This is a genomic window from Streptomyces sp. NPDC059456 (assembly GCF_042750055.1).
Taxonomy (GTDB): domain Bacteria; phylum Actinomycetota; class Actinomycetes; order Streptomycetales; family Streptomycetaceae; genus Streptomyces.
The window spans coordinates 1-11,580 of record NZ_JBHYVA010000226.1 but is presented as its reverse complement, the minus strand read 5'-3'; the positions used below and the strand labels follow the sequence as shown (position 1 = coordinate 11,580).

The 11,580-nt window shown below is 71.6% G+C and carries 10 protein-coding genes; 4 read left to right on the top strand and 6 right to left on the bottom strand.

Features of this window, described 5'->3' with window-relative positions; all coding sequences use genetic code 11:
• The first annotated feature begins 261 nt into the window (after nucleotides 1–261).
• Nucleotides 262–2,715, top strand: a complete 2,454-nt coding sequence (locus tag ACFXA3_RS20660) for a RelA/SpoT family protein (protein WP_385188667.1) — start codon at nucleotides 262–264, stop codon at nucleotides 2,713–2,715.
• Between the two features lie 92 nt (nucleotides 2,716–2,807).
• Here the strand turns inward: ACFXA3_RS20660 and ACFXA3_RS20655 are convergent, their stop codons facing one another.
• Both ACFXA3_RS20655 and ACFXA3_RS20650 read right to left on the bottom strand, forming a co-directional pair.
• A complete protein-coding gene (locus ACFXA3_RS20655) occupies nucleotides 2,808–4,037 on the bottom strand; it encodes a DUF349 domain-containing protein (RefSeq protein ID WP_385188665.1) in 1,230 nt (409 codons plus the stop codon).
• 190 nt (nucleotides 4,038–4,227) lie between these two features.
• Nucleotides 4,228–5,010, bottom strand: a complete 783-nt coding sequence (locus tag ACFXA3_RS20650; protein ID WP_385188663.1) for a peptidylprolyl isomerase — start codon at nucleotides 5,008–5,010, stop codon at nucleotides 4,228–4,230.
• 164 nt (nucleotides 5,011–5,174) lie between these two features.
• Between ACFXA3_RS20650 and ACFXA3_RS20645 the strand changes: the two genes are divergently transcribed.
• Together ACFXA3_RS20645 and hisS are read left to right on the top strand one after the other, a co-directional pair.
• Nucleotides 5,175–5,885, top strand: coding sequence for an MBL fold metallo-hydrolase (locus tag ACFXA3_RS20645; protein ID WP_385188661.1), 711 nt, complete (start codon nucleotides 5,175–5,177; stop codon nucleotides 5,883–5,885).
• A 10-nt stretch (nucleotides 5,886–5,895) separates the two neighbouring features.
• Nucleotides 5,896–7,158 carry a histidine--tRNA ligase gene (gene hisS / locus ACFXA3_RS20640; protein ID WP_385188659.1) on the top strand — a complete coding sequence of 421 codons (1,263 nt, stop codon included), beginning with the start codon at nucleotides 5,896–5,898 and terminating at the stop codon, nucleotides 7,156–7,158.
• A 64-nt stretch (nucleotides 7,159–7,222) separates the two neighbouring features.
• On the opposite strand, the gene ACFXA3_RS20635 is transcribed toward hisS, so the two are convergent.
• From ACFXA3_RS20635 to ACFXA3_RS20620, 4 genes are read right to left on the bottom strand one after another with little or no spacing between them, the layout of a single operon-like run.
• Entirely contained in the window at nucleotides 7,223–7,852 is a 630-nt protein-coding gene (locus ACFXA3_RS20635) for a response regulator (protein ID WP_385188657.1), read from the bottom strand.
• A gap of 13 nt (nucleotides 7,853–7,865) precedes the next feature.
• Entirely contained in the window at nucleotides 7,866–9,116 is a 1,251-nt protein-coding gene (locus ACFXA3_RS20630; protein ID WP_385188655.1) for a sensor histidine kinase, read from the bottom strand.
• Complete coding sequence (locus ACFXA3_RS20625) at nucleotides 9,074–9,925, bottom strand: ABC transporter permease (RefSeq protein WP_385188653.1); 852 nt, start codon at nucleotides 9,923–9,925, stop codon at nucleotides 9,074–9,076. The genes ACFXA3_RS20630 and ACFXA3_RS20625 overlap by 43 nt, the downstream gene beginning before the upstream one ends.
• Complete coding sequence (locus tag ACFXA3_RS20620) at nucleotides 9,922–10,803, bottom strand: ABC transporter ATP-binding protein (RefSeq protein WP_385188651.1); 882 nt, start codon at nucleotides 10,801–10,803, stop codon at nucleotides 9,922–9,924. The genes ACFXA3_RS20625 and ACFXA3_RS20620 overlap by 4 nt, the downstream gene beginning before the upstream one ends.
• Nucleotides 10,804–10,940: 137 nt before the next feature.
• Here ACFXA3_RS20620 and ACFXA3_RS20615 point away from each other — a divergent pair, with 137 nt between their 5' ends.
• Complete coding sequence (locus ACFXA3_RS20615; RefSeq protein WP_385188649.1) at nucleotides 10,941–11,555, top strand: vitamin K epoxide reductase family protein; 615 nt, start codon at nucleotides 10,941–10,943, stop codon at nucleotides 11,553–11,555.
• The last annotated feature ends 25 nt before the right edge of the window (nucleotides 11,556–11,580 follow it).

Here is an 11,580-nt window from a genome sequence, read left to right as displayed (position 1 = left end):
CAAACACCCCCCGGGGCGCGCGCCCCCCCCCCGGGGTGGGGGGGCCGGGCCCCCGGGCCCCCCCCCCCCCGCCGCGGGGGGCCGCGGGCCCCCGCGGGCCCCCCCCCCCGCTACGCACGTCCGGCAACCACCGCCCCGTCCGTGGGGTGGGCACGGGGAACGGGCCGACGGAACCATCGCTACCATGGGATGTCCGGACCTGACCGGGGCACCGGATCCTCCCCCGGACTCCGTCCCGGAGGGACCCCCAGAGGAGCGCTCTTGCCAGACGAGGTCCAGCCAATCTCCGCCGCGCAGCCCGACCCGCAGGCCGAACGGGCCGCAGCGCCCCCCGCCACGCCCCCGCCGGCCCCGCCCGTGAAGCCGGCGCCCGCGAAGCCCGCGCCCGCGAAGCCGGCGCCCGGGAAGTCGGCCGGGTCCTCCAACCGCGTGCGCGCCCGCCTCGCCCGCCTCGGCGTCCAGCGTTCCAACCCGTACAACCCGGTCCTGGAACCCCTGCTCCGCATAGTCCGCAGCAACGACCCGAAGATCGAGACGGCGACGCTGCGCCAGATCGAGCAGGCCTACCAGGTCGCCGAGCGCTGGCACCGCGGCCAGAAGCGCAAGAGCGGCGACCCGTACATCACCCACCCGCTCGCGGTGACCACCATCCTCGCCGAGCTGGGCATGGACCCGGCCACCCTGATGGCGGGCCTGCTGCACGACACGGTCGAGGACACCGAGTACGGGCTGGAGGACCTGCGCCGCGACTTCGGCGACGCCGTCGCCCTGCTCGTCGACGGCGTCACCAAGCTCGACCGGGTCAAGTTCGGCGAGGCCGCGCAGGCCGAGACCGTCCGCAAGATGGTCGTGGCCATGGCCAAGGACCCGCGCGTCCTGGTCATCAAGCTCGCCGACCGCCTGCACAACATGCGCACCATGCGCTACCTCAAGCGGGAGAAGCAGGAGAAGAAGGCCCGCGAGACCCTGGAGATCTACGCCCCGCTGGCGCACCGGCTGGGCATGAACACGATCAAGTGGGAACTCGAAGACCTCGCCTTCGCCATCCTCTACCCGAAGATGTACGACGAGATCGTCCGCCTCGTCGCCGAGCGGGCACCCAAGCGCGACGAGTACCTCACCATCGTCACCGACGAGGTGCAGACCGACCTCCGCGCCGCCCGCATCAAGGCCACCGTCACCGGCCGCCCCAAGCACTACTACAGCGTCTACCAGAAGATGATCGTCCGCGGCCGTGACTTCGCGGAGATCTACGACCTGGTGGGCATCCGCGTCCTCGTCGACACCGTCCGGGACTGCTACGCGGCCCTCGGCACCGTGCACGCGCGCTGGAACCCGGTCCCCGGCCGGTTCAAGGACTACATCGCGATGCCCAAGTTCAACATGTACCAGTCGCTCCACACGACGGTCATCGGACCCAGCGGCAAGCCCGTCGAACTCCAGATCCGCACCTTCGACATGCACCGCCGCGCCGAGTACGGCATCGCCGCGCACTGGAAGTACAAGCAGCAGACCGTCGCCGGCACCTCCAAGGTCCGCACCGACGTCCCGCAGGCCGCCAAGGGCAGCGCCGGCCAGGACACCGTCAACGACATGGCCTGGCTGCGCCAGCTGCTCGACTGGCAGAAGGAGACCGAGGACCCGGGCGAGTTCCTCGACTCGCTGCGCTTCGACCTCTCCCGCAACGAGGTCTTCGTCTTCACGCCCAAGGGCGACGTCATCGCGCTGCCCGCCGGCGCCACCCCCGTGGACTTCGCGTACGCCGTCCACACCGAGGTCGGCCACCGGACCATAGGCGCACGCGTCAACGGCCGCCTCGTCCCGCTCGAATCCACCCTCGACAACGGCGACCTCGTCGAGGTCTTCACCTCCAAGGCCGAGGGCGCCGGCCCGTCCCGCGACTGGCTCGGCTTCGTCAAGTCCCCCCGCGCCCGCAACAAGATCCGCGCCTGGTTCTCCAAGGAGCGCCGCGAGGAGGCCATCGAGCACGGCAAGGACGCCATCGCGCGGGCCATGCGCAAGCAGAACCTGCCCATCCAGCGCATCCTCACCGGCGACTCGCTCGTCACGCTCGCGCACGAGATGCGCTACCCCGACATCTCCTCCCTCTACGCGGCGATCGGCGAGGGCCACGTGGCCGCGGCGGGCGTCGTGCAGAAGCTGGTCCAGGCCCTCGGCGGCGAGGAAGCCGCCAACGAGGACATCGAGGAGAGCGTCCCGCCGTCCCGCGCCCGCGGCAAGCGGCGCGGCAACGCCGACCCCGGCGTCGTCGTCAAGGGCGTCGATGACGTCTGGGTCAAGCTGGCCCGCTGCTGCACCCCGGTCCCCGGCGACCCGATCGTCGGCTTCGTCACGCGCGGCAGCGGCGTATCGGTTCACCGCGCGGACTGCGTCAACGTGGACTCCCTCTCCCAGGAGCCCGAGCGGATGCTGGAAGTCGAATGGGCCCCCACCCAGTCCTCGGTCTTCCTCGTCGCCATCCAGGTCGAGGCGCTGGACCGGTCCAGGCTGCTGTCGGACGTCACCCGGGTCCTGTCGGACCAGCACGTGAACATCCTCTCCGCGGCCGTCCAGACCTCCCGCGACCGCGTGGCCACCTCCCGCTTCACCTTCGAGATGGGCGACCCCAAGCACCTGGGCCACGTCCTGAAGGCCGTACGGGGCGTCGAGGGCGTCTACGACGTCTACCGCGTCACCTCGGCCCGCCGGCCGTAGCGGGGGCGCACAGCACACGCACGAGGGCCCCGGTACGGCCAGCAGGAACTGGCGCTGTCGTACCGGGGCCCTCGCCCGTCAACCGGCGGACATCAGCCGCCGAACTCCTCCAGGCCCTTCAGCGCCTGGTCGAGCAGGGCCTGGCGGCCCTCCAGCTCGCGGGCCAGCTTGTCGGCCTTCGCGTTGTTGCCCGCCGCACGGGCCGCGTCGATCTGCTCGCGCAGCTTGTCCACCGCCGCCTGGAGCTGACCCGTCAGGCCGGCCGCACGCGCCCGCGCCTCCGGGTTCGTACGACGCCACTCGCCCTCCTCGGCCTCCTGGATCGCCCGCTCCACCGCGTGCATCCGGCCCTCGACCTTCGGCCGGGCGTCGCGCGGTACGTGGCCGATGGCCTCCCAGCGCTCGTTGATCGAGCGGAACGCGGCCCGGGCCGCCTTCAGGTCCGTCACCGGGACGAGCTTCTCGGCCTCCTCGGCCAGCTCCTCCTTCAGCTTCAGGTTCTCGACCTGCTCGGCGTCGCGCTCCGCGAACACCTCGCCACGCGCCGCGAAGAACACGTCCTGCGCACCGCGGAAGCGGTTCCACAGATCGTCCTCGGCCTCGCGCTGCGCCCGGCCCGCCGCCTTCCAGTCCGCCATCAGCTCGCGGTAGCGGGCGGCCGTCGGACCCCAGTCGGTCGACTTCGACAGCGACTCGGCCTCCGCGACCAGCCTCTCCTTGACCTTCCGGGCGTCCTCGCGCTGCGCGTCGAGCGAGGCGAAGTGCGCCTTGCGGCGCTTGGAGAAGGCGGACCGGGCGTGCGAGAAGCGGTGCCACAGCTCGTCGTCCGACTTGCGGTCCAGCCGCGGCAGACCCTTCCAGGTGTCCACCAGGGCACGCAGCCGCTCGCCCGCACTGCGCCACTGGTCGCTCTGCGCCAGCTGCTCGGCCTCGGCCACCAGCGCGTCCTTGGCCGCCCGGGCCTCGTCCGTCTGCTTGGCCTTCTGGACCTTGCGCTCCTCGCGCCGCGAGTCCACGGTCGCGACCAGCTTGTCGAGCCGCACGCGCAGCGCGCCGAGGTCGCCCACGGCGTGGTGCTCCTCCACCTGCGTGCGCAGGTGGTCGATGGCCGTCTGAGCGTCCTTGGCGGACAGATCGGTGGTCCGCACCCGCCGTTCGAGGAGGCCGATCTCGACCACCAGGCCCTCGTACTTGCGCTCGAAGTAGGCCAGGGCCTCCTCAGGGGTGCCCGCCTGCCACGAGCCGACGACCTTCTCGCCCTCGGCAGTACGCACGTACACGGTGCCCGTCTCGTCGACACGGCCCCACGGGTCGCTGCTCACAGCGCCTCCTCCACCTGATGCCTGCGAGGGGTTCACCCCCTGGGCATCGTCCACAGTTTCCTGGGGCGGGCAGCGCCCGCCCTGCACAACGCCAACATAGGCGACCGCCGGGCCGGCTGTCCGCATCCCGCACGACGGAATATCGCCGTACGGGCCGGACGCCGGCCGGGCCCGAGGCCGCCGGAACCCGTCAGTTCTGGGTGACGGCGCCCTTCTGGATGGTCACCGGGGTCTTCGGGGCCCCGTCCTGGCCGCCATCGGCCGTACCGGCCTTGGCCACGTCCTCGAGCGCCTTCAGACCCGCCGCGTCGATCTTGCCGAACGGCGTGTACGACGGAGCCAGCGGGCTGTCCTTGTAGACCAGGAAGAACTGGCTGCCGCCGCTGTGCGGCTGGCCGGTGTTGGCCATCGCCACCGTGCCCGCCGGGTAGATCACCTGGCCCTGCTCGTTCGGCTTGCCCAGCGAGTCGAGGTTCTCGTCCGCGATGGTGTAGCCGGGGCCGCCCATGCCCGTGCCCTCCGGGTCACCGCACTGCAGTACGAAGATCCCCGAAGTGGTCAGCCGGTGGCACTTGGTGTTGTCGAAGAACCCCTTGTCGGCCAGCGACTTGAACGAGTTGACGGTCTCCGGCGTCTTCGCCGCGTCCATCTCGAACTTGATCTCGCCCGCGCTGGTCTTCAGGTCGAACGTGTACTTCGCGTTCTTGTCGATCGTCATCGCCGGCGAGGGCGACTGCTTCGGCGAAGGCGCCGCCGACGGGCTCGCCGCCGGGTCCGCCGCCCGGTCCTTCTTGTCCTTGTCGAACACGCCGCCCACGACGAGGCCCACCAGCGTCGCGACCACCACGGCCACCGCGGCCCCGATCACCGCCGCACGCTGCCGCGCCTTGCGCCGGGCCTCGGCCCGGCGCTTCTGCTGGCGCTCGTACTTCTCCCTGGCGAGCTGTCGCCGCCGCTGATCGCTCGTGACCACCGGGTCGTCTCCTTGTACGTGTCTGGCACCGCTGTCCGGTCTCGGTTAGGCCGTACCGTATATGGGTTCGCTGTGTAACGAGCGGCGCCGGTAGGCTCTGAGCAGCAGCATTCCGACACACGGCCGCTGCCGAAGCTCCCGCCGGACGACGATTGAGGACGAACGTGCTGATTGCCGGGTTCCCCGCCGGGGCCTGGGGGACCAACTGTTACGTGGTCGCCCCCGCCGCAGGTGAGGAGTGCGTCATCATCGACCCGGGCCACCAGGCCACCCAGGGGGTCGAGGAGACGCTGAAGAAGCATCGACTCAAGCCCGTCGCCGTCGTCCTCACCCACGGCCACATCGACCACGTGGCCTCGGTGGTCCCGGTGTGCGGGGCCCACGACGTTCCCGCCTGGATCCACCCCGAGGACCGCTTCATGATGAGCGACCCGGAGAAGGCGCTCGGCCGCTCCCTGGGAGCGCAGCTGATGGGCGAGCTCACCGTGGGGGAGCCCTCCGACGTCAAGGAGCTCACCGACGGGACGAAGCTGGCGCTGGCGGGCATGGAGCTCACCGTGTCGCACGCGCCCGGGCATACCAGGGGGTCGGTGACCTTCGGGATGCCCGAAGCGGGGGACGTCCCCCCGCTGCTGTTCTCGGGCGACCTGCTCTTCGCCGGCTCCATCGGCCGTACCGACTTCCCGGGCGGCAGCCACGCCGACATGCTCGAGTCGCTGGCCCGCGTGTGCCTGCCGCTCGACGACGCGACCGTGGTCCTGCCCGGTCACAACGAGCACACGACCATTGGCCGTGAGCGCGCCACCAACCCGTACCTGCGGCAGGTGGCCGCCGGCCTCGGAGACGGCATCACGTCTCCACGACGAGGAATGTGACGAGAGTTTCGTGAGTACTTTCCAGGCCCCCAAGGGCACCTACGACCTGCTGCCGCCCCGCTCGGCGACCTTCCTCGCGGTGCGCGAGGCGATCGCCGGGCCGCTGAAGAACTCGGGCTACGGGTACGTCGAGACGCCCGGCTTCGAGAACGTCGAGCTCTTCTCGCGCGGTGTCGGCGAGTCCACCGACATCGTCAGCAAGGAGATGTACACGCTCACGACGAAGGGCGGCGACCAGCTCGCCCTGCGCCCCGAGGGCACCGCCTCCGTGCTGCGCGCGGCGCTTCAGGGCAACCTGCACAAGGCCGGCCTGCTGCCCGTCAAGCTCTGGTACTCCGGCTCCTACTACCGCTACGAGCGGGCCCAGGCGGGCCGCTACCGCCACTTCTCGCAGGTCGGCGCCGAGGCGATCGGCGCCGAGGACCCGGCGCTGGACGCCGAGCTGATCATCCTGGCCGACCAGGCGTACCGCTCGCTGGGCCTGCGCAACTTCCGGATCCTGCTGAACTCGCTCGGCGACAAGGAGTGCCGCCCGGTGTACCGGGAGGCGCTCCAGTCCTTCCTGCGCGGGCTGGACCTGGACGAGGACACCGTCCGCCGGGCCGAGATCAACCCGCTGCGCGTCCTCGACGACAAGCGGGAGTCCGTTCAGAAGCAGCTGGTCGGCGCTCCGATGCTGCGGGACTACCTGTGCGACGCGTGCAAGGCCTACCACGAGGAGGTGCGGGCGCTGATCACGGCGGCCGGAGTCGCCTTCGAGGACGACGAGAAGCTCGTGCGCGGCCTGGACTACTACACGCGGACCACGTTCGAGTTCGTCCACGACGGCCTGGGCTCGCAGTCCGCGGTCGGCGGCGGTGGCCGCTACGACGGCCTGTCCGAGATGATCGGCGGACCGGCGCTGCCCTCGGTGGGCTGGGCCCTGGGCGTGGACCGTACGGTGCTGGCGCTGGAAGCCGAGGGCGTGACGCTGGACGTCCCGGCGGCCACCTCGGTGTTCGCGGTGGCGCTGGGCGAGGAGGCCCGACGGGTGCTCTTCGGCAAGGTGACCGGGTTGCGGCGGGCCGGCATCGCGGCGGACTTCGCGTTCGGCGGCAAGGGCCTCAAGGGCGCCATGAAGGACGCCAACCGTTCCGGCGCCCGCTTCGCGATCGTCGCGGGCGACCGCGACCTCGCCGACGGCGTGGTCCAGCTCAAGGACATGGAGTCCGGGGAGCAGGGGCCGGTCGCCGTGGCGGACGTGGTCGAGGTCCTGCGGGCCAAGCTGGCCTGACGGCCGTGGTGCCCCGGCGGGGCCGCAGTGGCGTGGAGCGCCGCCGCGGCCCCGCCGTGTCGTGTCAGAGCAGGTCGTACCGCATGGCCGTGGTGACGGCCGCGGTGCGGTCGGTGACCTCCAGCTTTCCGAAGATGCGCAGCAGGTGCGTCTTGACGGTCGACTCCGCCACGAACAGGCGGCGGCCGATCTCCGCGTTCGTCGCCCCCTCGGAGACGAGGCGCAGGACCGCGACCTCCCGGTCCGACAGGCGCGGACGCTCGGGCCGGGTGCGCAGCCGGTCGACCAGGCGGCCCGCCACCGACGGGGCCAGGACCGTCTCGCCGCGCACCGCCGCGCGGACGGCCTCGGCCAGTTCCGTCCGGGCCATGTCCTTCAGCAGGTAGCCCGCGGCCCCCGCCTCCACCGCCCGCAGGATGTCCCGGTCGTTCTCGTACGTCGTCAGGACCACCACCCGCACCGGCAGTCCGGCCGCGCTGATCCGCGCGATGGACTCGACGCCGTCGCCGCCCGGCATCCGCAGGTCCATCAGGATCAGGTCCAGGCCGCCGGGGACCAGCTCCGCGGCCAGCGCCTCGGCCTGCGGGCCGTTCGACGCCTCGGCGACGACCTCCAGGTCGGGCTCCGCACTGAGCATGCCGCGCAGGCCTTCCCGTACCACGGGGTGGTCGTCGGCCAGCAGGATGCGGATCATGTCGTACGGCTCCTCAGCGGATCGGGAGTGTCACGGTGACGGTGGTGCCGGTGGCGGGGCCCGCCCCGGCGGTGCTGTCGACGGACGCCGTGCCGCCGGCCTCCGCCGCGCGGGCGCGCAGTCCCCGCAGGCCGTAGCCGGACGCGGGGGCCGCCGGGTCGAAGCCCTGCCCGGTGTCCCGGACCGTGACGGTCAGTTCGCCGCCACCGTAGGCCAGGGACACCGCACAGCGCGCCCCGGGCCCGGCGTGCTTCGCGGCGTTCGACAGCGCTTCCTGGCAGGACCGCAGGGCCACCACCTCCAGCGCCGCGGGCAGCGGCCGGACCTCCCCGCCCACCGACACCGCCGCCGGCGGGTGCTGCCGGGCCGCGAGGCGGCGTACGGCGTCCGGCAGGGAGCCGGCGTCGAGATCGGCGGGGGCGCCGCCGGCCACCAGGGCCCGGGCCTCGGCCAGGTTCTGCCGGGCGGTGGCGGCCATCAGCTCCAGGTGCCGGTGGGCCTGTTCCGGGTCGGTGTCCAGCTCCGACTGCACGGCCTGGACCAGCATCAGCAGGCTGGTGAAGCCCTGGGCGAGGGTGTCGTGGATCTCGCGGGACATGCGTTCCCTTTCGGCATGGGCGCCCTGCGCGGCGGACAGCCGGGCCACCTCCTCCCGGCTGGCGTCGAGTTCGGCGATCAGCGAGGCCCGCTCCTGGCTCTGCTCGATGATCCGGATGATCCAGGCACCGAAGAAGGAGGAGAAGGCGAAGGTGACGAACGAGCCGACCGCGTTGACGAAGACGATGTGGCCCTCCGGCCGCCACAGCACCGCCCAGCCGGCCACCGGCAGCAGCGAGACCACCGCCATCGCGCCGATCGCCCGGCGCAGCGGCAGCAGCATGAAGCAGTGCGGGGCGAGCGCGAACGTGATCAGCCGGGTCTCGCCCACCAGGAACGCCGCGGGCAGGAACAGGGCCAGCAGCCCGCCCAGGTAGCGCAGCGACAGCGCCGGTTCGGAGCCGGGGTCCTTCACCAGCAGGGGCCGGCCGGCCCACGCGTACCAGGGGATCAGCAGCACGAGCAGCGCGGCGGCGGGCAGCCGGTACGACAGCGGGGGGAAGTCCGCGCCCAGGACGAAGGCGACGGTCGCGGTCCACACGACCCCGAAGTAGAGGTCCCAGGGCCCGAACGCGCTGTCCCAGACATGGGATTCGCGCGCCCCGGCCGTCCTGGTGAACCCGTTCAGCCGTCGCGGCGGTTCTTCCACTTGAAGGTCAGCAGGCACAGGACCAATCCTCCGACGACCCAGGCCCCCAGGACCAGGGCGACCTTTCCGTACTCCCAGCTGCCGGCCTGCTCCAGGACGGCGGCGGACTCCGGCAGGAACACCCCGCGCAGCCCCTGGCACATCCACTTGAGCGGGAACAGCGCCCCGATGTTCAGCAGCCAGTCCGGGATCGCGTTCACCGGGATGAAGACGCCGGAGATGAACTGCAGGATCAGGAACGGCAGGACGACCACCGAGCTGGCGCTCCTCCCGGACTTGGGCAGGCTGCTGATCGCGATGCCGAGCAGGGCGCAGCCGGTCAGACCGAGGGCGAAGATCCAGCCGAAGGTGAACCACTTGGCCGCGGAGGCCGGCAGCTCGAGGTCGAACAGGGTGGAGCCGACGAACAGCAGGACCGCGGTCTCGGCGAGGCCGGTGGCCAGGACCATCCAGACCTTGCCGAGGAAGTACGCGGCCGGCGGCATCGGGGTCCCGCGCAGCCGGCGCAGCACCTTCTCGTCGCGTTCGACGGCGATCGAGATCCCCAGCGACTGGAAGCTGGTGGACATGATGCCCGCGGCGACCATGCCCGCCGCGTACAACTGGGAGGCGGTGACCCCGGTGTTCTCCACGCTGTCGCTGAAGATCGAGGCGAAGAGCGCGAGGAAGACGATCGGGAAGGCGAAGGTGAAGATCACCGCGTCGCGCTGGCGGACGAACTGCTTGATCTCCAGCGCCCCGCGGCTCAGCCCCAGGGTCCAGGCGCCGGGCAGTGCCTTCGCGGCGCCGGCCCGGCCGGCGGTGGCGGTGGTGGCGGTCGTGCTCATCGTGCGTCCTCCGGCTGCGGTGCGGGCGTGGGTACGAGCTGACCCGTGAGGCGCAGGTACACGTCCTCCAGGGTGGGGCGGCCGATCCGCAGCCCGGGGATCTCGCCCTCGAAGCGGGCCATGAGCTCGGCGACCGTACGGGTGGGGGTCTCGGTGACGACGCTCTGCACGGAGCCGTCGGCCCCGGTCCACTCGACGGTGGCGCCGGTGCCGAACCGGGTGCGCAGCTCGGCCGGTTCGCCCTCGGCGACGACCCGGCCGCTCGCGATGACGGCGAGCCGGTCGGCGAGGGCCTCGGCCTCCTCCAGGTAGTGCGTGGTGAGCACGATGGTGGTGCCCTCGCCGGCGAGCAGCCGGATCAGGTCCCAGAACCGGCGGCGGGCCGCCGGGTCGAAGCCCGTCGTCGGCTCGTCCAGCAGCAGCAGCTCGGGGTCGCCGATGACGCCGAGCGCCACGTCGAGCCGGCGCCGCTGCCCGCCGGAGAGGCCCTTCACCCGCTGGTCCCGCTTCTCCTCCAGCCCGACCAGGGCGATGACCTCCGCCGGGTCGCGCGGCGCCGGGTAGTAGCGGGCGAAGTGCTCGACCGTCTCCCGGACCGTCAGTTCCGCGGGAGCCGACTCGTCCTGCCAGACGATGCCGACGCGCGAGCGCCAGGCCCGCCCGCCCGTGGCGGGGTCCGCGCCGAGCACGCTGACCTCGCCGCCGTCCCGTTCCCGGTGGCCCTGCAGGATCTCCACCGTGGTGCTCTTGCCGGCTCCGTTGGGCCCGAGGAGTCCGAAGACCTCGCCCTGCCGGATCGTCAGGTCCAGTCCGTCCACTGCGGTGACCTCGCCGTACTGCTTGCGAAGCCCCCGTACCTCCACCGCGTTCCTCGTCATGTCCCACATGGTGTGGCGGAACCCGCCCCACCGGTCCCCCCGTGCAGTCGTCCTTATGTCCACCGAACGGTGGACACACAGGTCCGTACGGCACAATGGCCGGTGCTTGTTGACCTTGCAGATGTGGAGCGGGTGGTATGACGACACGAAGTACGGACGCAGACACCGCCCCGCGGACGGTCGGTGCGAGCCGGGCACTGGCGCTGCTGCTGGTGATCACGGGCGCCGCGGGACTGCTCGCGGCCTGGGTGATCACGATCGACAAGTTCAAGCTGCTCGAAGACCCGAACTTCACCCCGGGCTGCAGCCTGAACCCGATCGTCTCCTGCGGCAACATCATGAAGAGCGAGCAGGCGTCCGTGTTCGGCTTCCCGAACCCGATGCTGGGCCTGGTCGCCTACGGCATGGTGATCTGCGTCGGCATGAGCGTGCTCGCCGGGGCCCGGTTCCGGCCCTGGTACTGGCTGACCTTCAACGCCGGCACGCTGTTCGGCGTCGGCTTCTGCACCTGGCTGATGTACCAGTCGCTGTACAACATCAACTCGCTGTGCCTGTGGTGCAGCCTGGCGTGGGTCGCCACGATCTTCATGTTCTGGTACGTCACCGCCCACAACGTGCGCCAGGGCCTGCTGCCCGCCCCCGGCTGGCTGCGCTCCTTCCTGGACGAGTTCACGTGGGTGCTGCCCGTGCTGCACGTCGGGATCATCGGCATGCTGATCCTGACCCGCTGGTGGGACTTCTGGACCTCCTGAGCGGCTCCGGGGGACCGGCCGGGGG

What these genes read in the sequence shown, in the direction of transcription:
- ACFXA3_RS20635 (WP_385188657.1), bottom strand. Translation starts at nt 7,852, where the DNA reads ATGATCCGCATCCTGCTGGCCGACGACCACCCCGTGGTACGGGAAGGC.
- ACFXA3_RS20625 (WP_385188653.1), bottom strand. Translation starts at nt 9,925, where the DNA reads ATGAGCACGACCGCCACCACCGCCACCGCCGGCCGGGCCGGCGCCGCG.
- ACFXA3_RS20620 (WP_385188651.1), bottom strand. Translation starts at nt 10,803, where the DNA reads ATGACGAGGAACGCGGTGGAGGTACGGGGGCTTCGCAAGCAGTACGGC.
- ACFXA3_RS20615 (WP_385188649.1), top strand. Translation starts at nt 10,941, where the DNA reads ATGACGACACGAAGTACGGACGCAGACACCGCCCCGCGGACGGTCGGT.